Source organism: Oribacterium sp. (genome assembly GCF_057249185.1).
In genome coordinates this window covers 1-18824 of the sequence record NZ_DBHIGR010000020.1, presented here as the reverse complement: position 1 = coordinate 18824, position 18824 = coordinate 1, and the positions used below count along the sequence as shown (strand labels likewise).

General features: G+C 44.9%; 15 protein-coding genes and 1 pseudogene. All 16 read right to left on the bottom strand.

The features are described 5' to 3' along the window. Window positions 1–218 (bottom strand): annotated as a pseudogene (locus ACO4PX_RS02335) (tRNA pseudouridine(38-40) synthase TruA); the annotation flags it as partial. Window positions 219–282: 64 nt separating this feature from the next. Continuing rightward, the gene (locus ACO4PX_RS02330; RefSeq protein ID WP_485560808.1) at window positions 283–1089 is read right to left on the bottom strand and encodes an energy-coupling factor transporter transmembrane component T family protein; all 807 of its coding nucleotides are present in this window, start codon (window positions 1087–1089) and stop codon (window positions 283–285) included. Next, window positions 1082–3091, bottom strand: coding sequence for an energy-coupling factor transporter ATPase (locus ACO4PX_RS02325; protein WP_485571228.1), 2010 nt, complete (start codon window positions 3089–3091; stop codon window positions 1082–1084). Before ACO4PX_RS02325 ends, ACO4PX_RS02330 begins: the two co-directional genes overlap by 8 nt. 163 nt (window positions 3092–3254) lie before the next feature. Beyond that, complete coding sequence (locus tag ACO4PX_RS02320; RefSeq protein WP_485571226.1) at window positions 3255–4565, bottom strand: N-acetylmuramoyl-L-alanine amidase family protein; 1311 nt, start codon at window positions 4563–4565, stop codon at window positions 3255–3257. A gap of 99 nt (window positions 4566–4664) precedes the next feature. Then, the gene (locus ACO4PX_RS02315) at window positions 4665–5867 is read right to left on the bottom strand and encodes a Gfo/Idh/MocA family protein (protein ID WP_472446382.1); all 1203 of its coding nucleotides are present in this window, start codon (window positions 5865–5867) and stop codon (window positions 4665–4667) included. Window positions 5868–5945: 78 nt separating this feature from the next. Beyond that, a complete protein-coding gene (locus ACO4PX_RS02310) occupies window positions 5946–7316 on the bottom strand; it encodes an ATP-binding protein (RefSeq protein ID WP_455015943.1) in 1371 nt (456 codons plus the stop codon). 688 nt (window positions 7317–8004) lie between these two features. Continuing rightward, a complete protein-coding gene (locus ACO4PX_RS02305; RefSeq protein ID WP_315270981.1) occupies window positions 8005–9042 on the bottom strand; it encodes an ABC transporter ATP-binding protein in 1038 nt (345 codons plus the stop codon). Continuing rightward, window positions 9042–10181, bottom strand: a complete 1140-nt coding sequence (locus ACO4PX_RS02300; RefSeq protein WP_007157647.1) for an ABC transporter ATP-binding protein — start codon at window positions 10179–10181, stop codon at window positions 9042–9044. The genes ACO4PX_RS02305 and ACO4PX_RS02300 overlap by 1 nt, the downstream gene beginning before the upstream one ends. A gap of 74 nt (window positions 10182–10255) precedes the next feature. Next, window positions 10256–11857 carry an ABC transporter permease gene (locus tag ACO4PX_RS02295; protein ID WP_308579217.1) on the bottom strand — a complete coding sequence of 534 codons (1602 nt, stop codon included), beginning with the start codon at window positions 11855–11857 and terminating at the stop codon, window positions 10256–10258. A gap of 16 nt (window positions 11858–11873) precedes the next feature. Next, window positions 11874–12860 (bottom strand): ABC transporter permease, encoded by a 987-nt coding sequence (locus tag ACO4PX_RS02290; protein ID WP_308579218.1) that lies wholly within the window; start codon window positions 12858–12860, stop codon window positions 11874–11876. Between the two features lie 100 nt (window positions 12861–12960). After that, the gene (locus tag ACO4PX_RS02285; protein WP_472450062.1) at window positions 12961–15270 is read right to left on the bottom strand and encodes an ABC transporter substrate-binding protein; all 2310 of its coding nucleotides are present in this window, start codon (window positions 15268–15270) and stop codon (window positions 12961–12963) included. Window positions 15271–15319: 49 nt separating this feature from the next. Continuing rightward, the gene (locus tag ACO4PX_RS02280) at window positions 15320–15868 is read right to left on the bottom strand and encodes a hypothetical protein (protein WP_485571223.1); all 549 of its coding nucleotides are present in this window, start codon (window positions 15866–15868) and stop codon (window positions 15320–15322) included. A gap of 482 nt (window positions 15869–16350) precedes the next feature. Next, a complete protein-coding gene (locus ACO4PX_RS02275) occupies window positions 16351–16887 on the bottom strand; it encodes a bL17 family ribosomal protein (protein WP_308579221.1) in 537 nt (178 codons plus the stop codon). Window positions 16888–16938: 51 nt separating this feature from the next. Continuing rightward, complete coding sequence (locus ACO4PX_RS02270; protein ID WP_485571222.1) at window positions 16939–17883, bottom strand: DNA-directed RNA polymerase subunit alpha; 945 nt, start codon at window positions 17881–17883, stop codon at window positions 16939–16941. 24 nt (window positions 17884–17907) lie between these two features. Next, a complete protein-coding gene (gene rpsD, locus ACO4PX_RS02265) occupies window positions 17908–18501 on the bottom strand; it encodes a 30S ribosomal protein S4 (RefSeq protein WP_183683838.1) in 594 nt (197 codons plus the stop codon). A 168-nt stretch (window positions 18502–18669) separates the two neighbouring features. Next, window positions 18670–18824 (bottom strand): small ribosomal subunit protein uS11 (locus ACO4PX_RS02260; protein WP_485571230.1); only part of this gene is annotated, 155 nt, incomplete at its 5' end.

The window sequence follows — 18824 nt, the reverse complement described above, 5'->3', positions numbered from 1 at the left end:
GAAACCTTTCCCTCCGTATCGAAGGAAAGAAGATTGCCCAGAGCATGCACCCCCTGATCCGTCCGACTGGCTCCGATAAAGTTCTCCATTTTCCAAGGAAAAAGACTACGGAGCTGCTCTTCTACGGTGCCGGCAATGGTGGAAAGCCCCTCCTGCTTTTGGAAGCCATGGTAGGCCGTTCCCTCATAGGCCAGTTTTAATACAATCCGCTGTTCCATCCGCTTCCTTTCTGTTGTTTCCCCTTTGCAATCCTGTCCGGTATTTCTCTCTATTTTTCTGATTTTATGGCAGAGAGACAAATCGGCTTCCAATGGAAAGCGCCAACACCATAAGCAGAAAGAGGTAAGAAAGATAGTCTCTTCTTTCATAATGAAGAGGCTTCATTTTTGTTCTGCCCTCTCCCCCCTGATAGCAGCGGGATTCCATAGCCAAAGCCAGGTCATAGGCTCTTCGGAAGGCGGAAACAAAGAGGGGCACCAAAATCGGCACCATAGCCTTTGCCTTCTGAATAATGCCTCCGCTTTCAAAGTCTGCTCCCCTGGCCATCTGGGCCTTCATAATCTTGTCCGTTTCCTCCACCAGAATCGGAATAAAACGTAGCGCAATAGACATCATCATGGCAATCTCATGGATGGGCAAATGCAGCTTTTTCAGGATGGAAAGCCCCTTCTCCATCCCGTCTGTCAGCTCATTGGGGGTGGTGCAAAGAGTCATTAAGGAGCTGCTTAATACCAAAAGAATCAATCGCACCGCCATCATAGACGCAATATGCAATCCCTCTTGGCTGATTTTAAACATATAAAAGCGAAAAATCTCTTTTCCCGGCGTTAAAAACAGGTTAAAGCTCACCGACAGTAAGAGGAGAAACAAAACACTTTTCAAGCCCCGAACCATAAAGGAGAAGGGAACATTGGAAAGCTTAATCAATAAAAGCAAAACCAGAGCCAGAAAAATATAGGCAGTCCAGCTATTGACAATAAACAAGGCAATCAGAAACAGAAAGGTGCCGGAAAGCTTCACTCTGGGATCCAGTCTATGAAGAAGGGAGTCTACCGGGTAGTACTGCCCTAAGGTAATTTCTCTAAGCATTTTCCCTTCCCTTTCTCTTCTTATAAGCGGAAAGAATCATTTCCTTCGCTTCCTCTACCGTATTCTTCTTAGGGAAGGACAAGCCCTTTTCCTCCAAGCTATACAAAAAGGCACGAATCTGGGGCAGTCCCAAGCCCAGCTCCTCCATTTCCTTTTTATGGGAAAATACCTCCTCCGGGCTACCCTGTCGGATACATTCTCCCTGGTTTAAGACAAAAACCTCCTCTGCATAGCGAGCCACATCATCCATGGAGTGAGAAACCAAAAGGATGGTCATGGCATAGCGCTCCTGCAAATGGGCAATCACCTGAAACAGCTCTTCCCTTCCTGCAGGATCTAAGCCTGCGGTAGGCTCATCCAAAATCAAAAGCTCCGGTTCCATAGCCAGCACGCCCGCAATAGCCACCCTTCGCTTCTGTCCGCCGGAAAGCTCAAAGGGAGACTTCTGCCAAAGGGCTTCTTCCACGCCCATGCTTCTTAAAGCCTCTTCCGCCTCTTTCTTGGCATCCTCCAAGGATAAGCCCTGATTCTTCGGCCCGAAAAGTACATCCTCAAAAACCGTTTCCTCAAAAAGCTGGTACTCCGGATACTGGAAGACCAGGCCTACCTTGAAACGAAGTCCTTGAAAATCAAAGCCCTCTTCCTTGAAGGAAAGTACTCCTTCCTTTTCCACCTTTCTCTTCTTACCCTTCCAGAACAAAAAGCCCTTGTCCTGCAGAATCAGGGCGGGATTCTTCCGAAAATGAACAGAAATCTCTCCTGTTTCCGGCTTTATGAGACCGTTAAAATGCTGTAAAAGGGTGGATTTTCCCGAACCGGTGTGGCCAATCAGGGCAGAAAAGCTTCCCCTTTTGATCGACAGATTAATGTCCTTTAAGGCATAGCTTTCCATGGCAGTACCCTTCTGGTAAATGCAGGAAAGATTTTCCACTTTCAGGATAAAATCCTTTTCTGTTTCCTTGTCCGTTTCCTTTTCAATTTCCGCTTCTATTGCCTTTTCTTCCGAAGAGATCGAAGTCGCTTGAGAATGCATTTCCTCTGAACGCTTCCCTATAGAATTTTCAGTTACGGCGCTTGCTACCCTATCGGATTCACCTTCCGGCTCTTCCTCTTTCTGCCCTTTCTCTATCTCTTCCACAAAGGAATCTTCTCCAAAGATGGCAAGCAATTCCTCCACCAGCTCATCTTCCTTTAAAATCCCCTCCGAAACCGGCATACCGGAAAGACGAAGCTCATGGGCCAGGTCGGTAATCAAAGGCACATCCATTCGTAAAGACTTCAGCTCTTCCACCTTGGAAAATATTTCCTTGGGCGTGCCGTCCAGCACCAGCTTTCCCTGATCCATAAGAATAATGCGATCCGCATCCACGGTCTCTTCCATATAGTGGGTAATCAAAATGATGGTGATGCCCTTCTTTTGGTTCAGCTCCCGAATAGACCGAATAACCTCCGCTCTACCGCTGGGATCCAGCATGGCGGTGGGCTCATCCAGTACAATGGTTTTCGGCTCCATAGCCAGGGTTCCTGCAATAGCTACCCTTTGCTTCTGTCCGCCGGATAAATGATTAGGAGATTTTAGGCGATAGGCTTCCATATTGACGGCCTCCAGAGCATCTGCCACCCTCTTCCAGATTTCCTCCGTAGGAACACCGATATTTTCCGGACCGAAGCCCACATCCTCCTCCACCACGGAGGCAATAATCTGGTTGTCGGGATTTTGAAAAACCATGCCCACCTTTTCCCGGATAGGGAAAACATTGACCTCCTCCCGGCTGTCCATACCGGAAATAATCACACATCCCTCCGTAGGAATCTGTAAAGCATTAAAAAGCTTTGCCAGTGTGGATTTTCCGGAACCGTTATGGCCCAGCACACAGACAAAGCTTCCCTCTTCGATTGTGAAATTCAAATGAGAAATAGCGGAAAGCTTCTCCACTACCTCATCATTTTCATCCCTTCGTACGTATTCGTAAGTACAATCTTTTATTTCTATATTATTCAAAAATTTTCTCCTAAAGAAATATACAATAAATCCTAGTCAGTATATCCCTTAGCGTGTGAAAAGGCAATGAAATGCCTTCCAAGATATCTCTATCCCGGAAGGCCCAAACAGATATGATTTAGAAAATCTCTTTTCGCATATCTTTCTACATTTCTTTTTTAACTTACTTTACCCACTGCCCTCTTTCATTTAGACGGAAGCCGGAAATAGTAGTGTTCTTCGCCATTGCCCCGTCCTCTCTGAAATAGTAGTAAACCGTGTTTCCATTTTCCTGTAAGGAAATCCAGCCTGTTCTCATGGCACCGGAATTGTCAAAGTAATACTGCTCCTTGCCGACCTGCATGATGCCGTTGGAAAGCATAGCCCCACAGCGGTCATCCTTTTCCGGACGAAGATAATACCACTTCTGGTCAATCAATCTCCAGCCAGTCTTCATATCTCCGTTTACAGGGTCCAAATAGTACCAGTCTCCGTAGCTGTTCTTAAACCATCCGGTTTCCATCTCCGCCTGTCCGTTGAAATGATACCAATGTCCATTCCACTCTACCCAGGTGTTGATGGCAGGCTGGCTGTTGGGGAAACGGAAATACCACTTACCGTTGCTTTGGCTAAAGCCGATAGTACTCGGAATGTTGGCAGTGCCGGAATTGTTCTGTCCGTTCTGTCCCTTTACCTGATTTTCACTGTATTTTCCTTCTCCGTTGGAGCGGGTGCTTTGCTGGATGTCCAAAACCTCGGACTCCGCTTCCTCAGAGGACTTTCCCGCCTTCTTCTGCTCCTCGGTATAAGGAATGGTCTTTACGGAAAATGTATAGCTTCCCTCCTCGGTCATCCAAGGATAAAAATTCAGGCTTAACGCATCTGTGGTAATCTTTGCCAGTCTTCTACCTTCTTTGAAAAGGCTGACCTCATAAATACCGGAACCGTTTTCCGGAGCAGTCCAACGAGCTCTTCCCAGAGAATTACTGTCCCACTGCAAATTGTCCGCCATGGAATACTGTCCCTGAACCGCTCTTAACTGAATCAGAAGCTCAAGCTCTGTGGAACTGATTCTCTTGGCACTAATCAGAGTTCCGTTGGTCACACGAACATTGTTGCTGTTATAGGCGCCGAAGAACTGGTAATAGAGAGTATCTCCATTGCTCTTATCCCGGCTGTCCGCCACAAGATAAAGCTGTACCTTGGGAGTGCTTCCCACGGTAATGTCTCCTGCATTTCCGCTGTCTACCCACTGAACCGCATCCACGTGGTATTTGTCGCTGTCCCCTGTGGAAAAATCACCTTCGCTGATATTGCCAAGACTGTCCCCCGGATCCAGATTCCGAAGTCTTTCCTCTACCTTAATTCGAATCATATTGATGTTGCTGATGCTATCCTTCGCAAAAGCAGGCATGCTTAAAGAAAAAAGCATTGTGGCCATAAAGGCTAAAGACAGCCCCAGGCGCTTTCCTGTATTTTGAAAAAATCTAATCATACAAAACCTCCTGTTCACATTTCCTCTTAGTATAAGGCGGGTGCACAGGGGAAAACAAGTGCTTTTCTCTTACAATTCCGGAACAGCCGACTGGTTCTTTTAATTCCTCTTAATCCACTTTCCATTGGTAAAGTCGGGAATAGCCACCGGCTGTCCCCCAAGAGCAATGGACTCCTCCGCCAGGGCGGTAATGCTCATCCAGCTGGCCATATCATACACATCTATAGGCATAGGCAGGCCTTCCTGAAGACAATGGATAAAGTCGGAGAAAATCAGGTAATCCATGCCCCCATGTCCCTTCTTCACCCCCGCCTTCAGATAGTCTTTCCACAGGGGATGCTCATATTTTTCCCGGAAACGCTCCACATTTCCCCACTGCTTCTTCCATTCAAAATGATCCTTTGCTCCCTCATCCCCATCCAGGAAAATAGAAGCATTGTCCTCCATATACATCCCCTTCGTGCCCTGTACGGTGAAGCCCCGGGAATAGGCTCTGGGCAGGGTGGTATCCAAGGTCAGTAAAATGCTTTCCCCATTACTGCATTTGATGATGGTATTGACCACATCCCCCTGCTGAAATGTCGTATTTTGCAACGCCTTGTCCTCCGGCTTCTTTTCCTTGATATACTCTCTAAGGCCTGCTGCCTTGGAAGCCATGGAACAAAGGCTTAGCATACGGTTTCCCCGGTTGATATGAAGTACCCTGGCAATAGGGCCAAGCTCATGGGTGGGATAATTTTCCGTATTGCGATGAATATAATTTTCCAAGCGGTAATGACGGTTTTCCTTTCCAAAGGAGATTTCTTCCCGCAAATCATGCTTATAACCCCCTTCGCAGTGCACAATCTCTCCCAGAACCCCCTCCTCCGCCATGCGGAAAACCATCATTTCATCCCTGCCATAGACGCAGTTTTCCATAAACATAATGGGAGTCTTCGTTTCCTCGTAGCAATCCACCAGCTTCCAACACTCCGACAGGGTATACGCGCCCCCCACCTCGGAGGCCACCGCCTTTCCTGCCCGCATGGCCGCCATGGCTATTTCGCTATGGGTATCCCAGGAAGCACAAATCAAGACTGCATCCAGCTCTTTGATCAAAAGCATCTCTCTATAGTCGGAAAAGGTCTGCGGTCTTTCTCTTCCCATCTCCACTAAAGCATCCGCCACTTCCTTCTGCCGGTCCCTGTAAACATCACAAAGTGCAATAAAATCCACATCAGGATGCTCACAATACACATTTTTTACCAAGTCCGCCCCTCTTTGCCCAAGACCGATTACCCCAAGCTTCACTTTCTTTCCCATAACCCATCCTTTCCCGCAGTAACATCGCGCCATTTACCCTAATTCCAACCGCACCTTACTTTTCGGAATGTTTGGGCATTATTTCACAAGCCATGATCCCTTTTTCTTAGAACCGATTCTTTCAATTAAGCCCTCATCTAGCAACTCTTTCATCAATATTTGAACTGTCCTTCTAGACCTTTCCATCATTTCTGATAATTCTACCTGTGTCAGTGAAGGGTTTTCTTTAAGAAGAAGCAAAATATGTTCCCGATCCGTCAGCATACTTTTCTGCGCTTTATTTTGCGCTTTATTTTGCGCTTTATCAAAAGCATAATTAAGATTCCAAAGCTTAAGGAAGAAATTATATCCGTCTGTATAGAACACAGGCTTTAATTCTTCTTTATATCGTTCTTCAGCTTCATATGCATCAAGAATTTTCTTAAATCCACTTCCTCTACGTTCCATAAGTCGCATTCTTCCGAAAACATCCGCAAGAATCGGGTTTCTTAATTTTGATGGAACGTGCCTTATATCAAGTAGCTGAACCTCCGAGCCATCGAACATTCCACCGGGGTTTGTAATAACAAGTCTGTCATCATAGATGTCCACCTGGCTATGGGCTCCTATCTGCAAATAACTCCTATGGATAAGTGCATTTGCAAGACCTTCCTCTATAGCCCTCTCCGGATAATCCGGCAATTCAACACGTTTATCTCTATCCTTACGCCATCCTTTTTTTGTATTGTTTTTGATAAAGGACATCGTGTTATCATAAAGTTCCAAGAGGCCACCGGTATATTCCGCATCATCAAGAGCATCCTGTGCAGAATTAGCCTTTTCTAAGCCATTCCACCTTGTACAAAAAATCCTCGAGTGGTGTATGTTCCACTGATCTGCAAAAAGAATTCCTGCATTTGTCATTTGGCCATCTTCTTGCATAAGTTTAAAACTCACAAGGTCATCGTCGAGTTCCAAAGCTAATCTTGTTGCTTTAAGATACCTTTTTCGAAATGATTCAAATGTAAGCTTTTCTCTTGGAATATCTGCTATCATTTCGTCATACGATGTTCCCGTACTCTTTATAATAAATTCCGTAAGTTCAAACCCAGTAATTTCCTTTTTAACACTACCCGTACGATAAAAATATCTGCCGTGAAGATTCATTGGAAGCTTTGACTTCTTTACCTCAATTTGAATATACTTCTTTTTATCCTTTGTTTTTAAATTCACATCACAGGTCATTCCAAATGCAGCCGTGATTTTATTTGGGATATCCTCTAACAACTTTTTTATACTTTTTGAGTCCAACCCCAATACATTACCATTATCATCTATACCGATGTATAACGTTCCACCTTGTGCATTAGCATATCCACAAATCCATTCCAGGTACTTATCCTGCCAGGTTTCTTTCCATTCAACAACCTGGCTTTCACTCTCTTCAACGATAGCGTCTATTTCGCGCATATTTGTACCTCTTCTTTCAAAAAACCTTATAGAAATATAACACCATTGCGCTTTAAAATCAATCATAAAGCGCAATGGTGCAGAGATATTTTTCGCTTTATGCGCTTTATACTTTTTTACTATCAAGCAAAACTCATCTTATACTGTTTTGTAGGAAGCAGTTGCGTGTATCGGTATGTTATCAAATCGTATTTCGAAAATCTCGGAAACCGCATAAATACGATATCCTTTGGACTTCATTTATTATTACAGCTAAACAAAAAAGAGCAGTAGTAGGCATACAAACACCATAACTACTGCATTTTATTACACACCGGTTTTCAACAATATAGGACTGAAAGGGGGTAGTCTGAGCCATACGCTACTTATACCTTACTCACTAACAGCCAGCAAAAAAGAGCTGCGAAGAATTATCTTAGACAGGTTTTCGGCAATATAGGTCTGAAAGGGAGTCCGGGCTCAACCCTACTTATGCCTTACTCACTAACAGCCAACAAAAAAAGCTGCGAAGAATCAAATCCAGTCGGTTTTCGGTAATATAGGTCTGAAAGGGGGTAGTCTGAGCCCGTCGGTACTTGCGAAAAACGAAGGAACTGAAGTTTTTCGCTTAGTATCCGCTACGTGGCGAAGCTAGCGGGAGCGTGCCCCATTTTCAGACCTATATTACATAGAAAACCTTTGAAAACTTTTAATTCTTTACAGCTCCATCATCATACAAATGGCAGCAAACCTTATGCCCATTTCCCATATCCTTTTCTTCCGGCACCTTGCTCTTACAGATCTCCATACACTGACTGCAACGGGTATGGAACTTACAGCCCTCAGGAGGGTTCGCCGGGGAAGGAATACTTCCTTCCAAAATAATACGATTCATCTTAGCCTCCGGATCCGGAATGGGAATCGCGGAGAACAAAGCCTTGGTATAGGGGTGGAGAGGATTGGCAAAGATATCCTCCGTATTTCCAAACTCCACCAGATTTCCAAGATACATTACACCAACCGTATCCGCAATATGCTCTACCACGGATAAGTCATGGGAAATAAATAGATAGGTCAGCTTATACTTTTCCTGTAAATCCTTTAAGAGGTTGATAATCTGTGCCTGAATGGACACATCCAAGGCGGATACCGGCTCATCACATACCACAAACTCCGGATTCAATGCCAAGGCTCTGGCAATACAGATTCTCTGTCTCTGTCCGCCGGAGAACTCATGGGGATAACGGCCCTTATGGAAGGGCTGCAAACCGCAGTTATCCATAATGCGGTCAATGTAGTCCTCGTACTCCTCCTTGGGAACCAGATGATGCTCCTTTACCGCTTCTCCGATAATTTCTCCTACAGGAAGTCTGGGAGAAAGGGATGAGAATGGATCCTGGAAGATAATCTGCATCTTGGTGCGTAGTTCGTTTAACTCGGATTTGGGAATATCGTACACCTCTTTTCCGTTAAACAGCACATCTCCCGCTGTCTTCTCTCCGCTTAAACGCAGGATGGTTCTTCCTGTGGTGGTCTTTCCGCAACCGGACTCTCCCACCAACCCCATGGTGCTTCCTCTTTTGATGGAGAAGGAAATGCCGTCAATGGCCTTTACCTGTCCCACCACCGTATTAAAGAAGCCTCCTCTAATGGGGAAATATTTCTTCAGGCCGCGAACCTCTAAAATATTGTCTTCATTTTCCCGGACAGTCTTAGCTTCTGTCTCCTTTAAAATGCTATTTTCCATTATTTCCTCGCTTCCTCATCATACAGGTAGCAGCTTACTCTGTGGGTCTCGGAGAGGCTGATTTCTCCGGGATAAGCCCCGTCACAGCAGCCCTTCCGCTTGTCACAACGATCTCGGAAGTAGCAATAATTCGGCATGTTAATGGGGTTAGGCACCTTTCCGGGAATGGAATAGAGCTTATCCACATGCTTTCCTACCACAGGCTTGGAAGCCATTAAACCGATGGTGTAGGGGTGGGAGGGATTGGAAAAAATTTCCTTTGCCGTTCCCGCCTCTACCACACGACCGGAATACATAACCACCACATAATCCGCCATTTCCGCAATTACCCCAAGGTCATGGGTAATCAGCATAATGGAGGAGTTGATCTTGTCCTTTAAGCCACGTAACAAATCCAGAATCTGTGCCTGAATGGTTACATCCAAGGCTGTTGTGGGCTCATCCGCAATAATCAGCTTGGGAGAGCAGGCCAACGCCATGGCGATTACGATACGTTGCCGCATACCGCCGGAAAGCTCGTGGGGATACATATTGTAAACGCCCTCACTGTTGGCAATGCCCACCATTTCCAAAAGCTCAATGGTACGCTTCTTCGCCGCCTCTTTCGTTTCATAACCGCTCTTATGGAACAAAAGCACCTCATCCACCTGGTCTCCGATTTTGAAAACCGGATTTAAGGATGTCATAGGCTCCTGGAAAATCATGGACATAAAGTTTCCCCGAAGGTGCTGCATCACTGTCTCAGGGGTCTTGGTAATGTCGTAAACCTTATCTCCCGTATTTAAGCGAATGGCTCCGTCCACAATCTGTCCCTGAGGCCGCTGTAAAAGCTGCATCAGAGAAAGGCTTGTTACGGATTTTCCGCAACCGGACTCTCCCACTACCCCCACGGTTTTTCCCATAGGAACGGAAAAGCTCACGGAATCCACACTCTTTACCGTTCCGGCATCGGTGTAGAAATAGGTCCGAAGATTCTCAAACTCCACCGTATTCTCCGGATTCTTCATTTCCGTCAAATACTCCGACTCCGGGACATTTTTCCGCTTCCGCTTTTTCTCTAAGGCAGCGGTAATTTTTCTATTTTCTTTCGATATCCTCCGGGATTCTTTACCGGAGAGATAACCGTCTTCTCTTGCCATTTTCTATCCTCAACTTATCTTCCTACAGCTTTCCAAGGCAAATGCCGGAAAGCATGATTTTTTACCGAAACCTTTTATCGCTTCATCTTCGGGTCAAAGGCATCTCGCAAGCCGTCTCCCACCAGGTTAAAGGCCAACACGGTAAGCAACAGACAGACACCGGCAGGAATCCAGATAAAGAGATAGTTACTTAAGACATAGGTATTGTTAACATCGTTAATGATATTTCCCCAGGAAGCAAAGGGGAACTTTACACCAAGTCCCAGGAAGGACAATACCGCCTCTGTCAAGATTACGCCTCCCAAACTCATGGTACAGGTAACAATGAGCTGAGGAATAACGTTTGGTAAAAGGTGTCGGAAGATTCGGTTTACGGGCTTAATGCCTGTAGCCTCCGCCGCAGTCATAAATTCCTGCTCTCTTAAAGTAAGAATCTGTCCACGCACCAATCTGGTGATGGAAGGCCAACCGAAAAATCCCAGAATAATCATCAGGTAAAACATACGAATCTGAGGATCCACCCTCATGGCATCCATCGCCGCACCGATGATGATGTAGATAGGAATGGTGGGAATGCAGTAGAAAATATCCACAATTCTCATGATTAAGGAATCAATCCAGCCTCCGAAATATCCGGAAATACCGCCCAGAAGCATTCCCAAAACGGTTTCGATAATCACAACTACGAAGCCGATATAAAGAGAAACTCTTCCGCCGTACATCAGTCTGGTCAACATATCCATACCGTTCTTATCGGTTCCCAGAGGATGGGCCTTGCTGGGTGGAGAATAAGAGTCATAGACCATCTGCTCTCTGCTTTGCAGAATATTATAGGTTTTGGAAGTGGCATCATATTCCATGGTATAGTTTGCCTCTACTCCGTCATCGTCGGTAAAGCTAAAGCTGGTAGCTCCCGCCTGAATCTGCTCCAGAAGCTCTTCCTTAAACTTCTGAGAGAAGGTCACATCGCTCATAATGGCATTCACCACATAACGACTGGCATAGGCATAGGCTGTTCCGTCCTTTGTTACGGTTCCATCCTCGGAAAGGGTATAGCTGCTGCCTCCATCAGTAAATTCCTTTTCTCCGTTCGCCAAGGCCTTTAAAATGCTTAGCTGCTCCGCAAAAGGAATCTGTCCTGCTCCGGAAACGGAAGTCACGGTATCCACTGCCGCAAAAGCTACCGGGTCAGAGCTTCCCTTCTTCGTAATGATATAGAAGTCTTTTCCCGCCTCTTCATAGCTGTAGTCTACGCCTCCTGCGGCAAACTCTGTCAGCTTCTTTCCCTTGGCCAATACGAACTGGGCCTGGGCAAGGGCAGGGAAGCTGTCCTTTTCCGCCTGCTGATAACGAAGCTCCGTGTTCACCTTAACACCGGCATACTTCTGGCTTTGGCTGTCCTTACGATAGAAGAGCTGAGACTCTCCGTAGGGCATTAAGGCTCCTCCTAAGAAAGAGAAAAGAAACATGAAAATCAAAACCACCATGCCCAAAACCGCAATACGATTTCGGAAAAAACGCTTTGCCACCATTGCTCCGGGGGAGAGGGTTTTGACGCGTCGGTCATCACTTAAAGAATATTCAGCATTCTTCGATGCATTAGCATCGCTATACTCTTCCGTATTCTGCACAGTTTCTTGTGTAGTTTTATCTACAGAATTTTCTAAATCAGACATCTTTTCCCCTCCTTTCCTAATCAATGCGAACTCGAGGATCTACCACGGCATATAAAATATCCGTTAGCAGGTTTCCAATCAAGGTCAAAACGGCAATAAACACTAAGTAAAACATGGAGAACGGAATGTCTCCCGAAATCATAGCCTGATAAGAGGTGTAGCCGATTCCCGGAATGGAAAAGAGCTGCTCCGTAATCATGGCTCCGGAAAATAATCCGGGAAGAGAGGTACCCCAGATGGTTACCAGCGTAATCAAAGTATTTCGGAAGGCATGATGATAGATTACCCGTCCCTCGGAAAGACCCTTCGCTCTTGCCGTACGGATATAATCCGAATTTAATACCTCCAGCATATTGGTACGAATATATCGCATATACGCTCCGATGCTGGCAATCAGCAGGGTAAGAATCGGTAAAACCAGGTGTAAAGCAATATCCATCTTCTTTCCGCTTGGAGAAAGAATATCGTAATTTCTTCCCACCAGTCCGCCTAAGTCGAACCATTGTAATTTCACGGAAAATACCAGCTTCAAAAGAGAAGCTGTGAAGAAGGTGGGAAGGGAAATTCCTGCCAAAGCCACGATAGAAATCACATTATCCTGCCAGGAATACTGCTTGGTTGCCGCAATAATTCCCAATGGCACGGAAATCGCAAATTCCAAAACCATAACCACAAAGCTCATGATAAAGGAAATACCCACTACCTCTTTAAATTTCTGGGTAACCGGCACGGTGTACTTCCAGCTGTCTCCGAAGTTTCCTCGAAGAGCCTTGCCCAACCAGGCAAAGAATCCGGGAACGATTCCTTTGTCCATGCCGTAAGTAGCCTCCAACTGCTGCATCCACTCTTCAAAGCTTTTGGAGCCGGGCTGTTGAGACTTCTGTCTGGCGATCTGCTCCAAATAGGAGGTTGGTAGAGATCGCATTAAAATATAAAGCAAGAAAGCCACGATAAACAGAATCACTACGGACCATAATAATCGTTTGATAATATACTTTTTCACTGAAAAACCTACTCTTCCATATCAAGAATAGCCGCATTCCTAAAGCTTCAGGAAACGCGGCTATTACCCGAAAAATGTAGACGGAACAATCCGTTTACTTTTACTTTGCTAATTGAAGATTCTCAACTTCAGCATACCACTTATAGAATGGGCTGATATCCGGAGTAATGGTATCCACCTGAACACGCTGTGCAGAGAAGATGGTTACTTCCTTTCTCTGGTAGATTGGTACCTCGCAGGACCAGTCGATAATCTTGTCAAGACAAGCCTTATACATGGTCTTACGGTATTCCTGATCAGTTGACTCTCTTGCCTGAAGAATCATGGCATCTAAGTCCGCATCCTCAATCTGGTACTGGTAGTTGGAACCTCCGGGATTAGCACCACCATTTGCAATATCGGAGTAATATATCTGGAACATATCCGGATCCGGTGTTGCCTGCCAAGCCGCACACCACATCTCTGCCTGCTTAGCCTGAAGCTTGTTCCACAGGTCGGCACTGTTGGAAATATCGTTAATGGTAAGCTTCATACCGATTTCCGCAAAGGCCTTCTGCGCCTCTGTCAAAATCATAAAGGAGGGGTGGTCTCCTGTTCCGGAACCGGGGATGATAACCTCATATTCCATCTTTGCTCCTGCAGGAGCTGCAGTAATCTTTCCGTCTGCCACGGTATAGCCTGCCGCCTCTAAGAAGCCTAAAGCCGCCTTCTTTGCTGCTGCATATTTATCCTCATCGGACATTCCGGAGGTATAAATGGGTTCTCCCTTTGCATCCTTGGAGAAAGCAATCTGGTATCCGTCATCGGTAGGCTGAGGTGCTGCCCAGGAAGTATTGGTAATCGGATAATTGATTACACTTGCTCTGTCTCCATAGTAGCTGCTTACCGCAAGGTCTCTGTATACAGAGAAAATAGTGGCAAAGGCACGACGAAGATTCTTGGAAGCTTCACTTCCCGGCTCATTGTTTACAGAAACATTGTGGGCATTAATACCGATATATCCATAGCCTAAGGCATCTACAGCAGAGGTATAGATCTTATCTCCGGAGATTTCTCCGTTGCTGTTTGCCTTCTTAATGGCATCGGCAATCTCATTGGTATAGCTTGGGTTGGTTACATCTGCTGTTCCTGTCAAGACTGCATTTACACGGTCAGGCTGTGCAACATAGTTCACCTTCAAACTCTTGGTCTTCGGTGCGCCGAGAAAGTAGTTCTCGTTTGCCTTCATGGAAACCACACCGTTTTCATATTTCTCAAAAACGTAGGCACCTGCACCTAAAGGCTGAGTGGTCTTTGCACGAACACTGCTTAAATCTCCCTTGGGGAAACCGAACTTATTGTTCGCATAGTCATACTGGGCAGGATCTCCATAGTAGTGTAATGGAGAGATGGCCATAGCAAGCTGATAGATTGCCTGAGCGTCCACCTTAGTGGTAATAACACGTACAGTGTTGTCTCCGGTCTTCTGAATACCGCTGATATTGGGAGCGGAATTACCGGTTTCCACACCGACAGCATAATCCTTGTAGCTTTCCATTAACTCGGTAAAGGGAGTACCCGCACTCTCTGCAGAACTCATATCCTTTACACTACCGTCGTACTTTGCTACCATAGCATTGAAGAAATCCATAGCTGTTGCATCTTCCTTCAAACCTTCATAGCCATAGTTTGCCGCAAATGCCGCTACGGAATCTCCTTCCTTGTTGCTTCCGCTGGAAATTAAAGAATCCTCAATTTCCTTTACAAAGGCCTCTGCAGCCTTCTTGTAATCTGCCCAGAACTTTGTCTGCTGTTCCTCTGTCCACTTGGAGAAGTCCTTATTATCCTCTCCTGCAGCCAGAATCAGCTTAAAGAGGGGCTCCATACCCTTTCTGTACTCTTCCATACCCTGAACCGGTACGGAATAGAAGGAAGCTGATCCGTCATAGGTAGGATCTGCATAGACATACATGGAGAAAATCACATCATCAGCAGTCAAAGGCTTACCGTCAGAGAACTTTACACCATCCTTAATAGTAAAGTCATAGTATACGGTTCCGTCTGCATTCTCGGTAACAGCCAGGTCGGAAATTCCCTTGTAGGTGTATTCCTTACCGTTATACTCCTTGGTCTCCCCTTCAATACCCTTGTAAATAATGGCACCGCTTCGATCTATGGGTAAGAGTGGGGCTGTGACAAAATTTACCACATCCTGATCCGGTACAGTCTCAGCGAAAAACGGAGAAAACTTGGAGCTAAACTCATCCTGAGCAAAAACCAGGGAACCGTCGGTATTTCCGGCAGCTTCTTGACCGCTTTCGCCCTGAGCCTTTGTTCCGTCCTCCGCCTTCTTGGGAGAGCATCCTGCCAATGCGGAAAGCGCCATCACTGATGCAAGCAGTGATGCCATAATCGCTTTTCTTTTCTTCATACTACTTCCTCCTTTTAGTAATTTTTTGGCTTCCTTTCAAACTGCATTTTCATTCATTATAGACCGTTCTTTCCTCCATCTTCCAAGAGGAAAAGCTCTGTTTTAACTTCCGCCAAAACAGGATGGAAAAAACGATAAATCCCAAAACCAAAGCAAACACCAATGCCTCTCCTACAAGCCCCCCATCTCTTCCTCCTCTTAGAAGATAAATCCCCTGGAAAAGAAGAAGGATTCCTGCAAACAGGAAGGAAAGAACCACATTTCCCTCCAATGGAACGAAGCTTCTTTGATAGGTCCAACCGTCCACCGTGCCTTTCTTCCTAAGATAGCCCAGCAAACGAACAGAGGCTAAAAGCACTTGAATGATGCACATACCATAGGGCAAGGTCAGGAATAGATTGTGGGATAAGGCGACCTTCGAGAAAAATCCCGGAATCAAGAGAAAAGGAAGCTGAAAGAAATAACAAGCAATCAGAAGCCGTTTTTCTTTTTTTTGCAATTCCAAAGGCCGTATATCTTTATACAGCTTTTTTCTGGCTTCATCTGCCTCCTTGGAAAGAACGCCGCCTTTTCCATAGGGCGTCCTAAACATTCCCATGCTTTCTCCTCCATTGTTTCGACTTTACTTGATTCTCAACCTTTTCTTGAATTTTAGTCTTTCTCCTTGCTCGTTGTTCCGTCCTATAATGAAAAAGTATTGTGATCTCCTGAAACTTATTCTTTCTCACTTAATTAGTTCATGATTTAAAAATAAGAAAATTCCTTGTATCTCACAATAATTTAACCCATAGCTTACCTGTATTTTTATGCTACGTCAATTATATTTATAGAATAAGAGATATTCCTAATTATAATTTCTTTTTTATTTTGACAATTTTATTTATAGAAGCTTTATTGTTTTTTTGCATTTTGATATTTCATTTTTCTATAAACCTGCTCCTTTTATTTTGTTATAGATGTTTTACGCAGTATTTTCCTGCAATACTTATGCAATTACGCCAGTATTTAAGCTATGACAAAAAAAGAGGAAGCCGGGCTTCCTCTTTTTTAGCAACTTTGTTCTATTCGTTTTGTAAAATATTATACAAGCTCTAAAAGAACTTCCATAGCAGCATCTCCCTTACGAAGACCTACCTTTACGATTCTTGTATATCCACCGTGACGGTTCTCGTACTTTGGTGCAATCTCTTCAAAAAGCTTCTTCGCCAAGTCTAACTTCTTGGTGTTCTTCTTTCTTCCGGCTGCTTCTTGAGGTCTAACAGTTGGAACATAGGTAGCTGCAAGAATCTGACGACGAGCCTGCAAACGGGAAGGCTTATCCTTCTGAATGCTCTTCTCTACTTCCTCATAAACAGTAACCTTCTTACCGTCTTTTACTTCTTTAACGCGCTTTCCATCCGCATCCTTCTTTGCAACCTTTGCATTAACGACAACCATCTCATAGTTGTCTTTCTCTCTTACTGCCAAAGCAATAAGCTTCTCTACCTGCTTGCGAACTTCCTTCGCTCTAGCCTCTGTAGTAAAAATCTTTCCATGCTCCAATAAAGAAGTGGTTAATGCGCGAAGCATTGCCTTTCTCTGGTTTGAAGCTCTTCCTAACTTTCTATAATTTGCCATGTTTTCTCCTTATCCGTGCTTTTTAGTCTTACCGGTTGGCCTTACTGTTATCTATTCTTCCGGAAATGATAATCCCAGATTCAAATCTCTTAACTTCGCCAAAACTTCCTCAAGAGACTTTCTTCCCAGGTTACGAACCTTCATCATGTCCTCCGGTGTCTTGGAGGTTAACTCGGACACCGTATTAATTCCTGCTCTCTTCAAGCAGTTATAGGAACGGACACTTAATTCCAGTTCATCGATATTCATCTCCATCACTTTGCCCTTTTCGTCTTCGGGCTTATCCACCATAAGCTCTGTTGCAGCCACTTCCTCAGAAAGCGCTACAAACAAATCCAGGTGCTGAAAAAGCATTTGTGCCGCCTTGGAAATCGCATCTTCCGGAGACATACTTCCGTTGGTATATACATCCAAAGTCAATCGATCATAGTCTGTCATATTACCTACACGGGTATTCTCGATGGACATATTTACTCTTTCCACCGGAGTATATAAAGCATCAATGTCCTGATAGTCCTTTGGTGCTTCTACTCTTCCTTCTGCCTTTTCTCCGGAGTAACCCTGTCCTCTACTGATAAAGAGGGAAATGGAGCCTTTGGCTCCCGCCTCTACAGTAGCAATATGTTCTGAAGGATTACTCAGCTTAAGTTCCGACTCTCCAATAAAATCTTCAGCCAGAATCTCGGACTTTCCGGATAAATCAACGGAAACTTCCAGACTTTCTACTTCCTCCGGCAAAATTACCGCAATGCTCTTAATATTGGTTAAGAGCTCAGGGAAACTTTCCTGAATTCCGGAAACCTTGTCTCCGGACAGATTGTCGATCTTAATTGCAGAAATCGCAGCCCCGGGCAGAGAGGAAAGCATCATCCTCCGAAGAGAATTTCCTAGGGTTGAGCCGTAGCCTCGTTCCAGTGGTTCACATACGAAACGACCAAAACGCTTATCCTCTGAAATTTCAAGAATTTCAATGTTTGGTTTTGTAAAATCAAACATGCTGCCTCCTTTTTTAGGCTATCATTACTTAGAATACAACTCGACGATTAACATTTCGTTTACAGGAACGTCAATGTCTTCTCTGTGCGGAAGAGACTTAATGGTTGCGCTAAGCTTCTCAGCATCCATCTCTAACCATGCCGGTACCATTCTGCCGTTGGTTACTTCCACAATATCCTTATATCTCTGTGCAGTTCTCATAGATTCTTTAATCTGAATCACATCTCCTGCAGATACAAGATAAGAAGGAATGTTAACAATCTTTCCGTTAACGGTTACGTGACGGTGTCCTACAACCTGTCTAGCTTCTCTTCTGGTTCTAGCCATTCCCATACGGAAAATAACGTTGTCCAGACGAGACTCTAAAAGAATCATAAGGTTCTCACCGGTCTGTCCTGCTAACTTCTCTGCCTTAGCATAGTAGTTACGGAAAGGCTTCTCTAATACGCCATAGATGAACTTTGCCTTCTGCTTCTCTCTAAGCTGAAGACCGTACTCGCTCATCTTTCTTCTTGGGTTACGAAGCTGTCTGTTGGATTTCTTATCCACTCCTAAAAATACGGGGTCCAGTCCAAGTGACCTGCATCTTTTAAGCACAGGAACTTTATCTACTGCCATTTTATCCTCCTAAATATCAAGTTTTGTCGACTCAACAAGCCAACATCCCTAAAAAATTGATACGCCCTTTACACCGATAAGGCTTCTTCAGGCTGACCACATGGTCATACTGTTCTGTACAAGCTTATGCCGCTATAGGAAATTCTATAATCTCCCGGGCACAGAGCATTATACTCTTCTGCGCTTTGGTGGGCGGCATCCGTTGTGTGGAACCGGTGTAACGTCCTTGATGGAGGTTACTTCCAATCCGTTTGCTGCTAAAGCACGGATTGCTGCTTCTCTTCCGGATCCCGGTCCTTTAACCATTACATCCACATACTTTA

What these genes read in the sequence shown, in the direction of transcription:
- ACO4PX_RS02275 (WP_308579221.1), bottom strand. Translation starts at nt 16,887, where the DNA reads ATGGCAAATTATAGAAAGTTAGGAAGAGCTTCAAACCAGAGAAAGGCA.
- ACO4PX_RS02330 (WP_485560808.1), bottom strand. Translation starts at nt 1,089, where the DNA reads ATGCTTAGAGAAATTACCTTAGGGCAGTACTACCCGGTAGACTCCCTT.
- ACO4PX_RS02300 (WP_007157647.1), bottom strand. Translation starts at nt 10,181, where the DNA reads ATGGCAAGAGAAGACGGTTATCTCTCCGGTAAAGAATCCCGGAGGATA.
- ACO4PX_RS02320 (WP_485571226.1), bottom strand. Translation starts at nt 4,565, where the DNA reads ATGATTAGATTTTTTCAAAATACAGGAAAGCGCCTGGGGCTGTCTTTA.
- ACO4PX_RS02305 (WP_315270981.1), bottom strand. Translation starts at nt 9,042, where the DNA reads ATGGAAAATAGCATTTTAAAGGAGACAGAAGCTAAGACTGTCCGGGAA.
- ACO4PX_RS02280 (WP_485571223.1), bottom strand. Translation starts at nt 15,868, where the DNA reads ATGGGAATGTTTAGGACGCCCTATGGAAAAGGCGGCGTTCTTTCCAAG.
- rpsD (WP_183683838.1), bottom strand. Translation starts at nt 18,501, where the DNA reads ATGGCAGTAGATAAAGTTCCTGTGCTTAAAAGATGCAGGTCACTTGGA.
- ACO4PX_RS02295 (WP_308579217.1), bottom strand. Translation starts at nt 11,857, where the DNA reads ATGTCTGATTTAGAAAATTCTGTAGATAAAACTACACAAGAAACTGTG.
- ACO4PX_RS02315 (WP_472446382.1), bottom strand. Translation starts at nt 5,867, where the DNA reads ATGGGAAAGAAAGTGAAGCTTGGGGTAATCGGTCTTGGGCAAAGAGGG.
- ACO4PX_RS02285 (WP_472450062.1), bottom strand. Translation starts at nt 15,270, where the DNA reads ATGAAGAAAAGAAAAGCGATTATGGCATCACTGCTTGCATCAGTGATG.
- ACO4PX_RS02310 (WP_455015943.1), bottom strand. Translation starts at nt 7,316, where the DNA reads ATGCGCGAAATAGACGCTATCGTTGAAGAGAGTGAAAGCCAGGTTGTT.
- ACO4PX_RS02270 (WP_485571222.1), bottom strand. Translation starts at nt 17,883, where the DNA reads ATGTTTGATTTTACAAAACCAAACATTGAAATTCTTGAAATTTCAGAG.